The organism is Streptomyces sp. Y20 (assembly GCF_043195475.1).
In the GTDB taxonomy this organism is placed as follows: Bacteria; Actinomycetota; Actinomycetes; order Streptomycetales; family Streptomycetaceae; genus Streptomyces.
Map to the genome: position 1 here is coordinate 309,159 of NZ_JBIDDP010000007.1, position 17,749 is coordinate 326,907.

The window sequence follows — 17,749 nt, forward strand, 5'->3', positions numbered from 1 at the left end:
ACCTGCCGTGCTCGCGGTGCGATAAGCGGAAGTAATTTCTTCCTCTGAGCACCCGAGGTGATGGTGTGTCAGGAATGCTTCCGCGCCTGGCCTGCGCGGCCGCGGTGGCGGCCCAGGCCGTCCTCGTGCCCGTGCCCGCCGCCGCCACGCCGGCTCCCCAGCCGTCCGTCGCCCGTCTGCTGACCGATCTCCAGCGGCTGTACCGGCAGACCGAACAGGCCACCGAGACCTACAACGCCACCACAGAACAGCTCGAACGGCAGCGCGCCGAGGTCACCCGCCTCGACGGCGAACTGACCCGCGCCCGGCTCGCCCTGCAGGGCAGCCGGACCGACGCCGGGCGCCTGGCCCGGCAGCAGTACCAGAACAGCGGCGGCCTCGGCCCCTACATCCGTGTCCTGCTCGCCCCCGACCCGCAGCACGCCCTGGACGAGGGCCACGTCATCGGCGAACTCGCCCGCGAACACGCCCGGACGGTGGCCCGGCTGGCCGCCGCGGAGAGACGGAAGGACGCGCTGGCCCGTGCGGCCCGCAAGGCCCTCGACACCCAGCAGACGCTCGCCGGCCGGCAGCGGAGCCAGCGCGACGACGTCCGGGCGCGACTGGCCGACGTGGAGCGCATGCTGGCCGGTCTCACCCCGGAGCAACTCGCGGCCGTGGCCCGGCTGGAGGAGCAGGGGGTAAGCGAGGCGCAGCGCAAGCTCACCACGGCGGGCGCCCTGCCCGCCGACCGCCCCGCCTCACCGGCGGGCGACCGCGCCGTCGACTACGCCCTGGACCAGGTCGGCAAGCCGTACCGGTCGGGCGCGCAGGGCCCGGACGCGTTCGACTGCTCGGGGCTTACGTCCCGGGCCTGGTCCCACGCGGGAACACCGCTCCCGCGCACCAGCCGGGAACAGTGGGACCGGCTGCCCAAGGTCCCACTGAGTCAACTGCGCCCGGGAGACCTGGTGGTGTACTTCCCCGAGGCGACGCACGTGGCGCTGTACGTGGGCGACGGCAAGGTCGTCCAGGCACCCAGACCGGGCGAGAAGGTGGAGATCTCCGCGATCGCCGGCTACCCGATCCTGGGCGCGGTACGACCCGATCCGGACGGGCGGGTCTAGCTCTTGCAGAACCGCTTGGACGCCAGGGCCGCGCCGTCGTTGTAACCCCTCTGCCAGTTCGGGTCCACCTTCTGGGGTACGGCGAACTGCTGCTGGTTCTTCTTGCAGTCCTTCTTCAGGTCCGCGAAGCCGTCTTTGAAACCCTGCCTGTACTGCATCATGGCGTTGTTCTGCTGCCCCGGCTTCGCCATCCCGCACCTGGCCCCGGAGGTGCCGACCTGATGGGCGGTCACGAAGCCGCGGGCGCCCATGATCGTTGTGGAGAAACGCCCGTTGGCGTTCGCCCTCACGCTGCCGTCCGCTCCCCGGGAGGAATCGACGACAACGGTCTTGTTCGGCTTGAAGCCACTGCCTCTGACCTGCACGGTGTTCTGCCCGCTGCCCGTCCCCACCGAGCAGCTGGGGGACGCCGCCGCCGCTGTCGTGGCGGAGAACGAAAGGGACCCCAGCGCCAGTGACGACACCGCCAGTGGTGCCAGCACAGCCAGACGCACGCGTCGACCGTTCATGGGAACACTCCTACGTGGTTGTCCCCCCTCCGACCCCTGCCTACCAGCGTCTCTCCGCCGGTGCGGGGTGTCAAAAGGGGGACGGACCCGTCGGAACGCGGTCAGGCTCCCGCGACAGACGCCAGATAGGCGGCCGTCCTGTCCGGCTCGTAGAAGAAGTTCTCGAAGTCGGCGGGGTCGTTGAACGCGTTGGCGAACCTGTCGGCCACCGGCTGGAGCTGACCGGCGGCGCCGATGAGGTTGAGCACGTGCTCCGGCGGCGGCGCCAGCATGGCGTTCGTCCACTTGGTGACGTGCCGGGCGGTGGCCCAGTACCGGTCGAAGGTGGCCCGCATCCACTCCTCGTCGAACGGTGCGTCACCGCGCTCCAGGATCGAGGCGAGGTACGCGGCGGCGCACTTGGACGCCGAGTTGGAGCCCTGGCCGGTGATCGGGTCGTTCGCGACGACCACGTCGGCCACGCCGAGGACCAGGCCGCCGGAGGGCAGCCGGCCGACGGGGTTGCGGACGGTCGGGGCGTACCGGCCGGCCAGCGTGCCGCCGGCGTCGGTCAGTTCGGCCTTCGTGGCCCGCGCGTGCTCCCACGGAGTGAACTTCTCCATGAGCTTCAGGGTCAGGGACAGGTGCTCCGCCGGGTCCTTGACGCCCTTGAAGACGTCGAGCGGGCCGCCGGGTATGCCTTCCCAGAACAGGATGTCGGCGCGGCCCGAGGTGGTCAGGGTCGGCATGACGAACAGCTCGCCGACCCCGGGGACCAGGTTGCAGCGGACCGCGTCGAAGTCCGGGTGCTCGGGACGCGGGCCGAGCCCGTGGACGTACGCCACCGCCAGCGCGCGCTGCGGCTCGCTGTAGGGGGAGCGCTCGGGGTCGCGGGCGAACATCGACACCAGTTCGCCCTTGCCGGCCGCGACGAGGACGAGGTCGTAGGCGCGGGAGAAGTAGTCGAGATCGCCGACCGCCGCGCCGTGGATGACGAGCTGGCCCCCGCGCTGGGCGAAGGTCTCCATCCAGCCGGCCATCTTCACCCGCTGGTCCACCGACTGCGCGTACCCGTCGAGCCGGCCCACCCAGTCGATCGCCCGCTGGGTGGGGCCGGGGTCGTGCGAGCCGGGGGCCGCGACCGAGACGCCCAGGCCCTCGATCCTCGGTGCCTGGGACTCCCAGAAGTTCACCTGGAGATCGCGCTCGTGCCCCAGCGCCGTGTCGAACATGCACTGCGTCGACATGACACGGCCGGAGCGGATCTCGTCCGCGGTCCGGTTCGACATCAGGGTGACCTCGTAGCCGTGCGACTGGAGGCCGAGGGCGAGCTGGAGGCCGGACTGGCCGGCTCCGACGACGAGTATCTTCCGCATGCGGGTGGTGGCTCCTTACAGGGACTACTCGGGTGTTTCGGCCAGCGCGTGGCCCACCAGGGCCAGGAGGGTCTCGATCACCGAGATCCGGCGCCGGGCGTCCATGATCATGACAGGGACGTGCGCGGGGATCGTCAGCGCCTCCCGCACGTCATCCGGCTCGAACCGCTCACTGCCGTCGAAGTGGTTCACCGCGACGACGTACGGCAGCGCGCAGCTCTCGAAGTAGTCCAGCGCCGGGAAGCAGTCCTTCAGGCGGCGGGTGTCCGCCAGGACCACGGCGCCTATCGCGCCGCGCACCAGGTCGTCCCACATGAACCAGAACCGCTGCTGGCCCGGCGTGCCGAACAGGTAGAGCACCAGGTCGTCGTCGAGCGTGAGGCGGCCGAAGTCCATGGCCACGGTGGTGGTGAGCTTGCCCGGGGTGGCCGACAGGTCGTCGGTGCCCTCACTGGCCTCGGTCATCAGCGCCTCGGTCTGCAGGGGCGTGATCTCCGAGACGGAGGTGACCAGGGTGGTCTTGCCGACGCCGAAGCCCCCCGCCACCACGATCTTCGTGGCGATGGGGGCCCGGGTGCGGTCCGTCTGCCAGGACTTCAGATCCTCGTCGGGCTCGGTGAAGCCGGCGACGAGGGGGATGCCTCCGACGGCGGAGGCGGCGGCGTCAGAGACGGCGGAGTCCACTCAGCACCCTTTCCAGCAGCGCGCGGTCCGGGCGGCCGGTGCCGTGCCCGGTCCCGGTGCCGTACACACGGATCTTTCCCTGGTCCGCGAGATCGCTCAGGAGTACGCGGACCACGCCGAGCGGCATCTTCAGCAGCGCGGCGATCTCGGCCACCGTGCGCATGCGGCGGCACAGTTCGACGATGGCCCGCATCTCCGGCATGACCCGGGTCGCGAGCGAGCCGTTCGTCAGTTCCCTGCGCTCCTCGGGGGCCTCCAGCGCGGCCACGAAGGTCTCCACCAGGAGGACGTGACCGAAGCGGGTACGGCCGCCGGTGAGCGAGTAGGGACGGACACGGGCGGGTTTGCGGTCGCCGCCGCGGACGGGAAGTTTCGCTGTGCCACTCATCGGGCGCTCCCCGTCGACTGGGACTCGAGTGACTGCCGCAGCTCCGAGCGGAGTTCCGGGGTGAGGACATGGCCGGCTCGGCCGACGAACAGCGCCATGTGGTAGGCCACCACGCTCATGTCGCACTCGGCGGAGCCGTGCACGCCGAGCAGCGAGCCGTCGCTGATCGACATCACGAACAGGCTGCCCTCCGCCATGGCGACCATCGTGTGCCTGACCCCGCCGAAGTCCATCAGCTTGGCGGCCCCGACGGTGAGGCTGCCGACGCCGGAGACGATGGTGGCGAGGTCGGCGGAGGACCCGCGGGGGCCCTTGGCCGGGCTCGTCCGACGGGACTGCTCGGTGTGTCCGGGATCGGACGAGAGCAGCAGCAGGCCGTCCGAGGAGACCACGGCGACGGACTGGATGCCGGGTACTTCCTCGACCAGGTTGGTCAGCAGCCAGTGCAGGTTGCGGGCTTCGCTGCTCAGTCCGTAGGTAGTGGGCGCGGTCAACTGCTTGCCTCCTCGGCTGTGCCCCCCGTGGCTTGTGTGGTGTGTGCGGCGATCTCCGCCTCCACGTCGCGGTAGCCGGCTACGGCTCCCCGGCGGAACCCGCCGAGCCTGCGGCGCAGGGCGTCGGCGTCGACGCTCTCGGTGCGCTGGCGGGGCGGCGCCGCCGGTGCGGTGATCCTGGGCGTGCGCTTGGGCAGGCCCTTGCTGGTGACCACCTCGGCGTCGTCCTCGGCGGGGTCGTTCGTGCCCGCACCGGTGGTGCGGAAGTCATCGGCGGGCCCGTGCTCCCGGCCGGCCTCCGGCCCGGACCCCGGCCGGACGGTGCGCTGCCCGGCGGGGGGCTGGGCGGCGGGGGGCTGGGCGGAGGGGGACGGCTTGGTGGAGCCCTGCCCGTCGGGGGCCTGCCCGGCGGGGGCCTGCCCGGCGGGGGCCTGCCCGGCGGAGCTCACCCCCGCGGCGCCCTGCCCGGTGGGAGCCTGCCCAGTGGCAGCCTGACCGGCGGAGTCCGGTCCGGTGGTGACCTGCTCGGTGGCGGCCGGGGACAGGTCCGGGAGCAACAGCTCCATCGTGGTCTCGGCGGGAGTCTCCGGCGGTGCCTTCGGCCGCGCCGGCACATCCTCCGCGCGCCCCCGGCCGGGGGTCTCCGCCCGGGTGTGCGTCTCGGTGTCCTCGGACTCCGGCTCGGGCTCCGGCTCCGGCCCGATCTCCCGCGTCTCCGTGATCTTCTCCGCGGTCTTCTCCGCGGTCTTCTCCGCGGTGACGCCGGAGGCCCGGGCCGCCTTCTCCGCCAGCGCGACCAGCGGGTCGGTGTCCGCGGCGCGGCCGTGCAGGACGTTGGAGTTGGCCTCGGCGTCGGCGCCCGGCAGGGAGTAGGTGCCGGTGCCGCTCATGGAGGCGGACTGCGCGGGGAGCGCGGCCGGCGGGGCCTCGGTGAGGAGGGACGCCGGGAGGACCACGACCGCGGCGACGCCGCCCTGCTTCTGCTCGCGCAGCCGGACGCGGACGCCGTGTCGCTGGGCGAGGCGGGCGACGACGTAGAGGCCGAGGCCGAGGTTCTCGCCGCCCTCCTGGTCGTAGGGCGACCCGGGGTCGAAGTCGGTGAGGCGGGCGTTGAGACGGGCGAGGCGCTCCTCGGTCATGCCGATGCCCTCGTCCTGGACTGACAGCATGACCTCGCCGGATTCCAGGAGCCAGCCGGAGACCTCCACGGGCAGATCCGGCGGCGAGAACGACGTGGCGTTCTCCATCAGCTCGGCCAGCAGGTGGGAGAGGTCGTCCGCGGCGAAGCCCACGAGGTGCGTGTGCGGGGGCAGCGCCGCGATGCGCACGCGTTCGTAGCGCTCGATCTCGCTGACCGCCGCCCGGACCACGTCGACCAGCGGTACCGGGCCGGGGTGCTGCTGGACGTGCTCGGTGCCGGCGAGGACCAGGAGGTTCTCGCTGTGCCGGCGCATGACCGTGGCGAAGTGGTCGAGTTTGAAGAGCGTGGCGAGGCGGTCGGGATCCTGTTCGCGGTCCTCCAGGCCCTCGATGACCGCGAGCTGCCGCTCGACCAGGCCCAGTGTGCGCAGGGCCAGGTTGACGAAGGTGGAGCCGATGCTGGTGCGCAGCCGCTCCAGCTGGGCGCTGGACCCGGCGAGTTCGGCGCGCAGTTCCTCGCGGGCGTCGGCCATCTTCTGCCGCTGGCCCACCAGGTGCTTGCGGTCCGTCTCCAGGGTTCCCACCCGCTCGTGCAGCGTCACGGCGTGCGCGTGCAGTGCGTTGACCGAGCGGACCACCTGGGCGAACTCGTCGTTGCGGCCGGTGAAGGTGATCGGCTCCTGGGCCGCGGGGTCCTCGGCCCCGGCGAGGCGGGCGGAGCCGCGGCGCAGGACCGAGAGCGGGCGGGTGAGGGTGCGGGCCATGGCCGCGGCGACGCCGATCGCGACCAGCATCAGGGCGCCGAGGACCGCGACGCGGATCTCCAGGGCGGTGACGTCGTCGTCCCGGAGCCTGGCGAGGTCCTTGGTGCGGTGGTCGTAGAGCGCGGACTCGGCGCCGCGCATCAGGTCGACCCGGGCGGACAGGGCGGCGTCCAGCTTCTTGGTGCTGGTGGTCACCTCGCTGTCGGCCAGGGTGGGCTGGTCGGTCAGCGTGGCCAGGTACTTCTCGGCCGAGTTGACCTCCGGGCCGGTGACCGTGGAGTCGTAGGAGTCCACGGCCGCCTTGGGCGCCGTGTCGCGGAAACCGGCGAGGGCGGCGTCGGCGCGCAGCCGGGCCTGCTGGGCGGCGACGGAGAGCGCGTCGCGCTGCCTGCCCTCCGCGTCTGTGGTGGTGGCGGCCGTGGCCGGCAGGCCGGTGGCGGGGTCGATCACCGTGCGGGAGTGGGACGGGACGTTCAGCGCGGCCAGCAGCAGGCCGCGGGCGGCGGCGGACTGCTGGACGGCCGAGTCCAGCTCGGCGAGGGCGTGGGCCCCGGAACCAGCCCGCGGGGGCGTCCGCTCGGCCAGCTGTTCGGCGAGCCGGTGCAGCGCGCTGATCGTCTCCGAGTACGCCTGGTGCGCCTGGAGTGCGCTGGTCTTGCCGGTGAGGGCCGCGCGCCGGACGGCGTCGATGCCGCCGAGGTCGGTGCGCAGGTCCGCCGGGGTGCCGGTGTCGGCGCGCAGCTCCTCGACCTGCCGGTCCACGCGGGCGCTGCGGTCCTCGGCGGGCGCCTTGGAGCGGGGGCGGCCGGCCGCGATGTAGGAGGTGACCTCGTCACGTTCGTCGGCGAGGGAGTGGGCGAGGGTGAGCGCGTCCTGCGTGCGGGCGGCGAGGGTCACCAGATCCTGGGAGTCGCTGACGTCCTGGGAGGCGGTGAGCACGGCGGGCGCGCCCGCGCCGGCCACGGCGGCGGCCACCACCGCGAGGGCGACGATCAGCCGGTTGCGCACGTGGGTGGGGCGGCCGGTGCCCACGGGTGTCTGCGGGGCGGTCCCCGCGGGGGCCGTCTGACTGCCTGTGCGCCGAGGCCGCTTCTTCTGCACCGGTGCTCGCATTCCTGAACTCGTCTACCCAGGGCCCGGGTGGCACCCCGTCATATCGGTGCCAAGTGGTGCGTACACCCGGTTCGTACGGTTCCCGACCCTCCCAGCGCCGGTGGGCAGTGGTCGCGCATCACCTGACCCGCCACCCGAAGGAGTGAACATCGGAGGGGAGTTGGCGGGCAAGTTCCTCCGGCCGGTGCCGGGGGCCTGCGCGGTGGGCCGGTTGGACGCGCGCGGCAGGCTTTGGCACTATTCGCCACCACGCCTTCCCGGAGTGGATCATTACCCCCCAAATCAGGCGTCTGACCTGCGGGGTCACGGGAAAACACCGCCGCTTGCCAGCCTTTGGCGAGCGTGTGAAGGGCTCGTGCAGACTGGCTGGATGCGCACTGATCTCGTTTCCGAACCCGGCGACGCGACCCGCCCCAACGAGGACTTCGCCGGTGTCGCGCTACCCGCCTGCGGACAGGGAGGTTGCGTCATCGTCCTGGACGGCGTGACGCCGCCCGGTGGCGGCGCGGGCTGTCTGCATTCCGTCCCCTGGTTCACCGCGCGGCTGGGCGGCGCGTTGACCGAACTGACCGTTTCGGGTCGAGATCTGACGCTGTCGGAGATTCTCGCGGAGGCGATCCGGCGCACCGCCGGCGTCCACGCGGGTACCTGTGACCTTTCTCACCCGCGGACGCCTCAGGCAACCGTCGCCCTGGCCCGCTGGTCCGCCGCCACGGTGGAGTACCTGGTGCTGTCCGACTCCGCGCTGCTCCTGCGGGGTCCCGACGGCACGGTCACGCCGGTCCTGGACGACCGGCTCGCCCGGCTGCCGCGTGCCGCGCTCGCCACGGAGGCCCTGGTCGACGCGCGTCTGCGCAACCGGGAGGGCGGCTTCTTCACGGCCGCCGCCGACCCGGCCGTGGCCACCCGCGCGGTCGCCGGCACCCTGCCCCGGCGCGAGGTCCGGGCGCTGGCCGCGCTGACGGACGGCGCGACCCGCTGGACGGAGACGTTCCGCGAGGGCGACTGGGCGGCCCTGTTCGACGTGGTCGCGAAGGAGGGCGCGCGGTCACTGGTCGACCGGGTGCGGGCACTGGAGGACGCGGACCGGGTGGAACGGGCGTTCCTGGGGCGCGGCAAGACGCACGACGACGCGACGGTGGTGTACGCGGAGCTGTGAGGGGACGCCGCGGCGGTGGCGTGGGGGTGCTGCCGGGAAGCCACGGCGGTGGTGTGGGGAAGCCGGGCCGGGACGCCGCGGCGGTGGCGTGGGGGGCTGGGCCGGGACCTGTGCGCTCCGGGGTTACTTCTCCATGCCGCCGTTCAGCTCGTGGAGCAGTCGGGCCAGTTCGGCGACCTCGCGGCGGTCCCAGTGGGCGAGCTGGCGGACGTAGCGGGCGCGGCGGGCCTCGCGGACCGTGCCGACGCGGCGGCGGCCCTCTTCGGTGAGGGTGACGAGCCAGGCGCGGCCGTCGGCCGGGTCCGGCTCGCGGGCGATCAGGCCGAGTTCCTCCAGGGCACGCAGCTGGCGGGACATGGTGGCCTTGCCGACGCCGATGTAGGCGGCGAGTGCCGTGGCCCGCTGACCGCCGAGCTCGTCCAGCCGGATGAGCAGGCCGTAGGCGGAGGACTCCAGATCGGGGTGGACCGCGCGGGCCATCTCCCCCTGGCTGGCCCGGGCGCGCCGGAGCAGCACGGTCAACTCACGTTCCAGGGCCAGGAATTCCTGGTCCGGGCCACTGGGCGTCGTCTGGCCGGCGGCGCGGGGCGCGCCCCCGTTTCCGTCGTCGTGCACGTCAGCACCCCTGATCGGTTTCGCTGTCCTGAAAGTTTCTGCCGTATGTCGTCATCACCGCAGCTCCGCCAGTATTTCGCAGGAGTAGACCAACGGCGTCCTCCGGACCCCCTTCCCACCCCTTATCTACGTGCGTAGCTTCTTTACGAGGCATTCAATGGCATGCCCACGCCATAGGACCAGCGGTCCGCGCCTCGTCCCCCACTTCACTCCCCCGGAGGCACGTCATGGCCGTGCTCAGACCCGGTTCCATCCGCTCCCCCCGCCCGCGCCCCCTCGCCGGCCTCCTCACCACCCTGCTCGTGGCGCTCTCCCTCACGCTTCCGCTCACCACCGCACACGCCGCGACCACGCCCAGCCGCGGCTCCGCCTACCTCGGCATCGGCGTCCTCGCCCACGACGGCCGGAAGAGCGCCCCCACCACCGCTGACGCCACCCAGACGGAGGGGGTGGACGTCTCCGCGTACCAGGGCAACGCGGCCTGGTCGACCCTGTGGAACAGCGGGGTGCGCTGGGCGTACACGAAGGGCACGGAGGGCACGTACTACACGAACCCGTACTTCGCGCAGCAGTACAACGGCGCGTACAACGTGGGCATGATCCGCGGCGCCTACCACTTCGCCACCCCGGACACCACCAGCGGCGCCACCCAGGCCAACTACTTCGTCGACCACGGCGGCGGCTGGTCCCGGGACGGCCGGACCCTGCCCGGCGCGCTCGACATCGAGTGGAATCCCTACGGCGCCGCCTGCTACGGCAGGACCGCGAGCCAGATGGTCGGCTGGATCGCCGACTTCGTCAACACCTACAAGGCGCGCACCAGCCGGTACCCCGTCATCTACACGGCCGCCAGCTGGTGGACGCAGTGCACCGGCGACTACAGCGGCTTCGCCGCGAACAGCCCGCTGTGGATCGCCCGCTACGCCGCGGACCCGGGGACGCTGCCGGCCGGATGGCCGTACTACACGATGTGGCAGTACACCTCCTCCGGGCCGACCGTCGGCGACCACGACAAGTTCAACGGGGCGCTGGACCGGGTCCAGGCCCTGGCCAACGGGTAACGGTCGCCCCACCGGCCGCGGGACGGCGGGACGGCGGCCTCGGTCGGGCCGGGGTCCGGGTTCTCCCCCGCCCCGTTCCGCGGCCCTCCCCCGCGTCGGTGCTCCGCTGCGTTGGTGCTCCGCGCCGCCCGGGATCATGCTGGTCAGGAGAGCCTGCCGAGCAAGGGCGAGATGAGCGGCGATGGAGCGACAGTCGACGTACACGGCCACGGCCACCATCGATGAGCGGGGCATCCTGACCGGCTGGAGCGAGGGCGCGCGGCGGCTGCTCGGCTACGACTCCCCCGCGGTCGTCGGCCGCCCCGCCACCGCGCTGCTGGCCACCGACGGCACGGCCGTGCGGCGGGCTCTGGCCGGCCGGACCCGCTGGAACGGCACCGTCCCGCTGCGTCACCAGGACGGCCGGCTCCTGGAACTGGGGGTTCTCGCCCATCGCCGTACCTCCGACAAGGGCGTCACCGACTGGCTCGCGGTGAGCGCCGTGACACCCCGGACCCAGCCGCCGCGCGGCGAGCCACTGGAGGAGTGGACGTTCCTCCAGTCCCCCTTTCCGCTGGCGGTCTTCGACACCGACCTGCGCCTGGTACGTGCCAACCGCCGGATGGAGCACGCCCTCGCCCTGCCCGAGGCGGCGATGCGCGGGCTGCGTCTGAGCCACATCGTGCCCGACACCACGGGAGAGGAGGCCGACCGCTCGATGCGGCTGGCGCTGGAGTCCGGCCGGCCGCAGGAGGCGCGCGGCTCTCTCGCCCCGGACCTCGGCCGGACCACCGTCCTGACCCCGCTGAAGGACGCGGGCGGCCGGGTACGGGCCGTGTGCCTGTCCGGGCAGCGGCCCGGCCAGGACCCCGCCACTGGGCAGCGCGCCTCGGCGGACTCCGGACCGCTTGCCGGCACGGTGGCCGACCAGGCCCGCGCCGCACAGGAACTCGGTGAGGTCACGGTCCCCCGGCTCGCCGACGTCATGGCGGTCGACCTGCTGGACTCCCCGCGCACCGGCGAGGAGGCCGGCGGGCCCGCCGATCCGGTCGTGCTGCGCCGGGTCGCCCTGCGCGCGCTGCCGAACGGCGGCGGCCCCGCCCATGGGGCCGACACCGACACGGGCATCGGCACCGGTATCGGTATCGGTGAGGCCGTCGTGTGCCCGGCGGACTCGCCGCCCGCACAGTGCCTGGCTGCGGGCCGCCCGCTGCTGTACGACACCGCCGACCCGGCCGTCGCCGGGTGGGCCGCGCTGGACCCGGGCGCCGCCTGGCTGCACACGTCCGGGGCGCGCGCCCTGCTGGCGGTGCCGCTCCTCGCCCAGGGCAGCACACTCGGCGTCGCCCTGTTCGCCCGCCGCCCCCGGCGCGGGGCGTTCGGGCCCGAGGACCTGCGGCTCGCGGAGGAGTTCACCGCCAAGGCCGCCGCCGGCATCCAGCAGGCCCGCACCTACTCCAAGTCCCGGACGACCACGATGGCCCTCCAGCTCAGCCTGCTCCCGCACACGCTGCCCGACCAGGCGGCACTGGAGATCGCCACCCGCTATCTGCCGGCCGCCACCCGGGCCGGCGTGGGCGGGGACTGGTTCGACGTGATTCCGCTGTCCGGGGCGCGCGTGGCGCTGGTCGTGGGTGACGTGGTGGGACACGGCATGCGCGCGTCCGCCACCATGGGCCGGCTGCGCACGGCCGTACGCACCCTGGCCGACGTCGACCTGCCGGCCGACGAACTGCTCACCCACCTCGACGACCTGGTGCTCAGACTGGCCGCCGACGAGGGCAGCGCGGATCCGGCCGCCGACACCGCCGGCGGCATCGGCACCACCTGTCTGTACGCCGTCTACGACCCGGTCTCGCGCCGGTGCACCATCGCCCGGGCGGGCCATCCGCCGCCCGCCGTGGTGACTCCGGACGGCACCGTCCGCTTCCTCGACGTGCCCGCGGGGCCGCCACTGGGGCTCGGTGGGCTGCCCTTCGAGGCGGTGGAGACCGAACTGCCCGAGGGCAGCATGCTCGCCCTCTACACCGACGGGCTGCTGGAGGCCCGCGACCACGACATCGACGAGGCGCTGGACAAGATGTTCCACGCGCTCGGCCGCCCCGCGAAGTCACTGGAGTCGGTGTGCGACCGGGTCCTCACCGAGCTGCTCAGCCACCGCCCCGACGACGACATCGCCCTGCTGGTGGCCCGCACCCGGGCGCTGCACGCGGACCGGGTCGCCTCCTGGGAACTCGACAACGAGCCCACCGTCGTCTCCCTGGCCCGCCGGTACGCCACCGAGCAGCTGACCACCTGGGGCCTGGACGAGGCCGCGTTCCCCACGGAGCTGATGGTCAGCGAGCTGGTCACCAACGCGATCCGCTACGGCCGCCCACCCATCCAGCTCCGGCTGATCCACCAGGACAGCAAGCTGATCTGCGAGGTGTACGACTCCAGCGGGACCACCCCGCACATGCGGCGTGCCCGGATCTTCGACGAGGGCGGCCGGGGTCTGCTGCTGGTCGCCCAGCTCGCCGAACGCTGGGGCACCCGGCACGACCGGGTCGGCAAGACGGTCTGGGCGGAACAGTCACTCTGACGCCGCCGGCCCCCCTGACACGGGTCCGCCCCGCCGCGGGGAGCGGCGGGGCGGAGTCTTGCCGCTGTCGCGGCGGTCAGGCTTGCCGCCATCCTCTCCGGACTTGTCGCTCGTCTGCTTGGTGTCGTGCTGTTGGACTGGTCGCCGCCGCCCTTGTTGGACTGGGCGGTCCTATCGTCGTCCGACTGCTTGCCGTTGCCCGTGGACTGATTCTGCTGAACGGTCACGTCGGTGTTGTTCTGCACGGTGGTGGTGGAGGCGTGACCGCCACCGCCGTGGCCGGATTCGGAACCGGAACTATGGCCGGAGCCACCCTCGTGCCCGCCGCCGTGCCAGGAGAAGCCGTGAGTGCTTCTTGCACCAGCTCGCGATCTCGGCCCCGATCAGGCCGCAGGGGGTTCTGGGCGGCCAACCGGCCTGTCCGGGCGCCGTGTTCACCGAGCCACCACCCTCACCCTGGTCCGCTGCAGGGGGGGCTGGCTCCTGTCTGCATCCTACCGAGTGCTCCCGGTGTGCGGCCGGGCTGAGAGCGGGCACGGAGCGGGCCCGGACACCCCTCAGGGAGGGTCCGGGCCCCAGGCCGCGGCGTCCGTCACGCCGCCACGGGCACCTGAGGCGCCGCCCCGTCCACGGCGGGCGCGAGCGCCAGTTCCAGGACCTGGCGGACGTCGGTCACGGCGTGGACGTCCAGCTTGTCCAGGACCTCGGCCGGGACGTCGTCCAGGTCGGGTTCGTTGCGCTTGGGGATGATCACGGTGGTCACCCCGGCGCGGTGGGCGGCGAGGAGCTTCTGCTTCACCCCGCCGATGGGCAGCACCCGGCCGGTCAGCGAGACCTCGCCGGTCATGGCGACGTCGGTGCGGACCAGACGGCCGGAGAGCAGCGAGGCGAGTGCCGTGGTCATCGTGACGCCCGCGCTCGGGCCGTCCTTCGGGACCGCGCCCGCCGGGAAGTGGATGTGCACGCCCCGGTCCTTGAGGTCGGCCACCGGCAGCTCCAGTTCGGCTCCGTGGCTGCGCAGGAAGCTCAGCGCGATCTGCGCGGACTCCTTCATCACGTCACCGAGCTGACCGGTGAGGGTCAGGCCCGCGCCGCCGGTCTCCGGGTCGGCGAGGGACGCCTCCACGAAGAGCACGTCGCCGCCGGCGCCGGTGACCGCGAGGCCGGTCGCCACGCCGGGCACGGCCGTGCGGCGCTCGGCCGGGTCCTGGGCGGACTCGGGCACGTGGTGGGGGCGGCCGATCAGGCCGCGCAGGTCGCCGTCCGTCACGGTGAACGGCAGTTCCCGCTCGCCCAGCTCGTGCTGTGCGGCGATCTTGCGCAGCAGCCGGGCGATGGACCGCTCCAGGGTCCGCACGCCCGCCTCCCGGGTGTACTCGCCGGCGAGCCTGCGCAGCGCGCTCTCGTCGAGCGTGACCTCGTCCCCGTGCAGGCCGGCCCTCTCCAGCTGGCGCGGGAGCAGGTGGTCGCGTGCGATGACGACCTTCTCGTCCTCGGTGTAGCCGTCCAGCCGGACGATCTCCATACGGTCGGCGAGTGCCTCCGGGATGGCCTCCAGGACGTTGGCGGTGGCGAGGAAGACCACGTCGGACAGGTCCAGCTCGACCTCCAGGTAGTGGTCCCGGAAGGTGTGGTTCTGCGCCGGGTCCAGCACCTCCAGCAGGGCCGCCGCCGGGTCGCCGCGGAAGTCCGAGCCCACCTTGTCGATCTCGTCGAGCAGGACGACCGGGTTCATCGACCCGGCCTCCTTGACGGCCCGCACGATGCGGCCGGGCAGCGCGCCGACGTACGTACGGCGGTGGCCGCGGATCTCGGCCTCGTCGCGGACGCCGCCGAGGGCGACGCGGACGAAGGTGCGTCCCATGGCGTGGGCGACCGACTGGCCGAGGGAGGTCTTGCCGACCCCGGGCGGCCCGACGAGCGCGAGCACGGCACCGCCGCGCCGCCCGCCGATCACGCCGAGTCCCCGGTCACCGCGCCGCTTGCGCACGGCCAGGTACTCGGTGATGCGCTCCTTCACGTCCTCCAGGCCGGCGTGCTCGGCGTCGAGCACGGCCTTGGCGCCCCGGATGTCGTAGGCGTCCTCGGTCCGCTCGTTCCAGGGCATCTCCAGGACGGTGTCCAGCCAGGTGCGGATCCAGGAGCCCTCGGGCGACTGGTCGGAGGCGCGCTCCAGCTTGTCGACCTCCTTCAGGGCGGCCTCGCGGACCTTCTCCGGCAGGTCGGCGGCCTCCACCCGGGCACGGTAGTCGTCGGACTCCTCGGCAGCGTCCTTGCCGTTCCCGCCGTTCAGCTCGCGCAGCTCCTTGCGGACGGCCTCCAGCTGGCGGCGCAGCAGGAACTCGCGCTGCTGCTTGTCGACGCCCTCCTGGACGTCCTTGGCGATGGTCTCGGCCACGTCCTGCTCGGCGAGGTGGTCGCGGAGCTGCTGCGTGGCGAGCCGGAGCCGGGCCACCGGGTCGGCGGTCTCCAGCAGGGCGACCTTCTGGTCGGTCGTCAGGAAGGGTGAGTAGCCGGAGTTGTCGGCCAGCGCGGACACGTCGTCGATGGCCTGGACGCGGTCCACGACCTGCCAGGCGCCGCGCTTCTTCAGCCACGTGGTGGCGAGCGCCTTGTACTCCTTGATCAGTTCGGTGACGTGGCCCGGCAGCGGCTCGGGCACACTCTCCTCGATCCGGGCGCCCTCGACCCACAGGGCCGCGCCCGGGCCGGTGGTGCCGGCGCCGATGCGCACCCGGCTCCGGCCGCGGATCAGGGCCCCGGGGTCACCGTCGGCCAGCCGGCCGACCTGCTCGACCGTGCCGAGGACGCCGGTGCCGGCGTACGTGCCGTCGATGCGCGGGACCAGCAGCACGGTGGGCTTGGCAGGCTCCGGCGCGGCGGCCTGGGCGGCCTCCACGGCGGCCCGCACCTCGGCGTCACTCAGGTCCAGCGGGACGACCATGCCGGGCAGCACGACCTCGTCGTCGAGCGGCAGCAGCGGCAGGTTGAGCGTGAACGCCGGTGACTCAGCAGCCATGATCTCCCCTTCGGCAGTCAACTTGAGCTATGCCGACTCAATGTTCTGGCTGCCCCTGATGTTCCCGATCGGGTGTTCGCCGTGAGCGATCACGGGATCGGTGCAGGTGGGGCCGTTACCGGGCCGGCCGGTGCGGGCGCCGGACGAGCGGCCAGGCGGTCACGCCGATCGCCAGGGCGATGAGGTGCCCCCAGTTGGTCAGGGGGTCCGCGTAGGCGTACAGGTCGCCGAGGAGCGTCCCGGCCACCGGCACCAGCAGGGGCCAGCGCAGCCAGGGGCGGAGCAGTCCGGCCAGCGCGCCGATGCTGGCGGCGACGCCGAAGCTGATGCCGTAGTCGAGGCGGTGCAGGGAGGTCGGTGGCAGGTGGCCGGCCAGGACGGCGAGGCCGACCGGGACCTCGGTGGCGAGGGTGGCCAGGACGTGGCCGGCCAGGAAGACGCCGGCGGCCCGCACCGCGCCCGTGCGCCGTTCCAGCGCGGTGAGCACCAGCAGGAACGCGAGGGCGTACGGCGAGACGATCCCGCCCGCGATCCACAGCGCGCTCGCCGTGAGCACCGGCACGGGCGTGCGTATCAGGTGGGCGACGTCCGTGCTGGAGCCCTGGTGGAGGGCGTGGACCAGGGCGGGGTCGGCCACGGCCGCGACCACGGAGGTGACCGCCAGGACGGTCGCGTACGCGAAGGTGAAGGGAGTGCCGGCCGGGGTGGGCAGCAGGCGCCAGGGCCGTACGGCCCTGCACACGGGGGCCGGGGCGGACGCCGCCGCGGCACCGCGCTGACGGGGCACGCCGTCCAGCAGGCCGGTGGCCGGCGAGGGCGCGGCGGCGGGGCCGCCGGGAAGGGGCGGCCCCGGCCGGGGCGGCGACGCGGCCGTCGCAGGGCCCTTCGCGATCCGTTCCACGGTGCGGCGCTCCTTCCGTCGCGGTCCACCCTTGGGGTCCGGCGTGCCGCTGTCTATGACCGACGCCACCCGGGAGCGGGATTCACAGCAACCTCTCACCCCCCGGCCGCGTCCGTACACGTCTTGCCGGGGCGGCCGTCGTCGTCCGCAATCGCCGTGAAGGCCGGGCCGTGTTGGGCCAGGATGGGGGTCATGACTGCCCTGTACGACTCTCCCGTGGTCCTGGACCGGCGCGACGGCCCGTACGGAGAGGTGGTGCTGCGCAGACACGGCCCACTGCTCCAGATCATCGCCAACGGCTGCTTCCTGATGGACACCTCCGACGGCCGCTCGGAGCGGTTGCTGGTCGACGCCGCCCGCGCCGCGCTGGACGGGCGGCCGGAGCCGGACGTGCTGATCGGGGGGCTGGGCGTGGGGTTCTCGCTCGCACACGCGGCGGCCGGTCCGGGGTGGGGGCGGATCACCGTGGTGGAGCGCGAGCCCGCCGTCATCGGCTGGCACCGGCGGGGGCCGCTGGCGGAGGTGTCCGGCGGCGCGCTCGCCGACCCGCGGACCCGGATCGTGGAAGCGGATCTCGTGGCGTACGTCAATGAGACATCGGACACGTTCGACGCGCTGTGTCTCGACATCGACAACGGGCCCGGCTGGACCGTCACGGAGGACAACGGCAGCCTCTACTCGCCGGCCGGACTGGACGCGTGCGCAAGGGTGTTGAGACCGGGCGGGGTGCTCGCCATATGGTCCGCGCAGCCCTCGCCGGAATTTGAAGGAAGCTTGCGGAATGCCGGGTTCCGGCAGGTGCGTACCGAAGAGGTGCCCGTTGCCCGGGGCGTTCCGGACGCTGTGCACCTCGCCGTCCGACCTGGATAGCGACAGCCCCG

Annotated in this window: 14 protein-coding genes; 5 read left to right on the forward strand and 9 right to left on the reverse strand. The window is 73.1% G+C overall.

The annotated features are described in order from the left end of the window. Positions 1-65 precede the first annotated feature (65 nt). Positions 66-1,106: an NlpC/P60 family protein gene (locus ACGFT1_RS20275; RefSeq protein ID WP_373910321.1), complete on the forward strand. Its 1,041-nt coding sequence runs from the start codon at positions 66-68 to the stop codon at positions 1,104-1,106. Here the strand turns inward: ACGFT1_RS20275 and ACGFT1_RS20280 are convergent. The 6 genes from ACGFT1_RS20280 to ACGFT1_RS20305 all read right to left on the reverse strand — a co-directional run bounded on the left by ACGFT1_RS20280 (position 1,103) and on the right by ACGFT1_RS20305 (position 7,541). After that, positions 1,103-1,615 carry a hypothetical protein gene (locus tag ACGFT1_RS20280; protein WP_373910322.1) on the reverse strand — a complete coding sequence of 171 codons (513 nt, stop codon included), beginning with the start codon at positions 1,613-1,615 and terminating at the stop codon, positions 1,103-1,105. The genes ACGFT1_RS20275 and ACGFT1_RS20280 overlap by 4 nt on opposite strands. A gap of 101 nt (positions 1,616-1,716) precedes the next feature. Continuing rightward, on the reverse strand, positions 1,717-2,970 hold the full coding sequence (locus tag ACGFT1_RS20285) for a styrene monooxygenase/indole monooxygenase family protein (protein ID WP_373910323.1): 1,254 nt from the start codon (positions 2,968-2,970) through the stop codon (positions 1,717-1,719). Positions 2,971-2,994: 24 nt separating this feature from the next. Continuing rightward, positions 2,995-3,654, reverse strand: a complete 660-nt coding sequence (locus ACGFT1_RS20290) for an ATP/GTP-binding protein (RefSeq protein WP_373910324.1) — start codon at positions 3,652-3,654, stop codon at positions 2,995-2,997. Beyond that, complete coding sequence (locus tag ACGFT1_RS20295; RefSeq protein ID WP_373910325.1) at positions 3,635-4,042, reverse strand: DUF742 domain-containing protein; 408 nt, start codon at positions 4,040-4,042, stop codon at positions 3,635-3,637. The genes ACGFT1_RS20290 and ACGFT1_RS20295 overlap by 20 nt, the downstream gene beginning before the upstream one ends. Next, a complete protein-coding gene (locus ACGFT1_RS20300) occupies positions 4,039-4,536 on the reverse strand; it encodes a roadblock/LC7 domain-containing protein (RefSeq protein ID WP_373910326.1) in 498 nt (165 codons plus the stop codon). The genes ACGFT1_RS20295 and ACGFT1_RS20300 overlap by 4 nt, the downstream gene beginning before the upstream one ends. Next, positions 4,533-7,541: a nitrate- and nitrite sensing domain-containing protein gene (locus ACGFT1_RS20305; RefSeq protein WP_373910327.1), complete on the reverse strand. Its 3,009-nt coding sequence runs from the start codon at positions 7,539-7,541 to the stop codon at positions 4,533-4,535. The genes ACGFT1_RS20300 and ACGFT1_RS20305 overlap by 4 nt, the downstream gene beginning before the upstream one ends. Positions 7,542-7,923: 382 nt before the next feature. Here ACGFT1_RS20305 and ACGFT1_RS20310 point away from each other — a divergent pair, with 382 nt between their 5' ends. Next, a complete protein-coding gene (locus tag ACGFT1_RS20310) occupies positions 7,924-8,712 on the forward strand; it encodes a hypothetical protein (protein ID WP_373910328.1) in 789 nt (262 codons plus the stop codon). A 123-nt stretch (positions 8,713-8,835) separates the two neighbouring features. Here the strand turns inward: ACGFT1_RS20310 and ACGFT1_RS20315 are convergent, their stop codons facing one another. Next, a complete protein-coding gene (locus tag ACGFT1_RS20315; RefSeq protein ID WP_373910329.1) occupies positions 8,836-9,327 on the reverse strand; it encodes a MarR family winged helix-turn-helix transcriptional regulator in 492 nt (163 codons plus the stop codon). Between the two features lie 227 nt (positions 9,328-9,554). On the opposite strand from ACGFT1_RS20315, the gene ACGFT1_RS20320 reads away from it, so the two are divergent. Further along, a complete protein-coding gene (locus ACGFT1_RS20320; RefSeq protein WP_373910330.1) occupies positions 9,555-10,388 on the forward strand; it encodes a lysozyme in 834 nt (277 codons plus the stop codon). Positions 10,389-10,569: 181 nt separating this feature from the next. Continuing rightward, complete coding sequence (locus tag ACGFT1_RS20325) at positions 10,570-12,948, forward strand: SpoIIE family protein phosphatase (RefSeq protein WP_373910331.1); 2,379 nt, start codon at positions 10,570-10,572, stop codon at positions 12,946-12,948. A 592-nt stretch (positions 12,949-13,540) separates the two neighbouring features. Here ACGFT1_RS20325 and lon read toward each other — a convergent pair. Then, the gene (gene lon / locus ACGFT1_RS20330) at positions 13,541-15,967 is read right to left on the reverse strand and encodes an endopeptidase La (RefSeq protein ID WP_373910332.1); all 2,427 of its coding nucleotides are present in this window, start codon (positions 15,965-15,967) and stop codon (positions 13,541-13,543) included. Positions 15,968-16,082: 115 nt separating this feature from the next. Then, positions 16,083-16,868, reverse strand: a complete 786-nt coding sequence (locus ACGFT1_RS20335; protein WP_373910333.1) for a rhomboid-like protein — start codon at positions 16,866-16,868, stop codon at positions 16,083-16,085. Between the two features lie 192 nt (positions 16,869-17,060). Between ACGFT1_RS20335 and ACGFT1_RS20340 the strand changes: the two genes are divergently transcribed. Continuing rightward, a complete protein-coding gene (locus tag ACGFT1_RS20340; protein WP_373910334.1) occupies positions 17,061-17,738 on the forward strand; it encodes a spermidine synthase in 678 nt (225 codons plus the stop codon). The last annotated feature ends 11 nt before the right edge of the window (positions 17,739-17,749 follow it).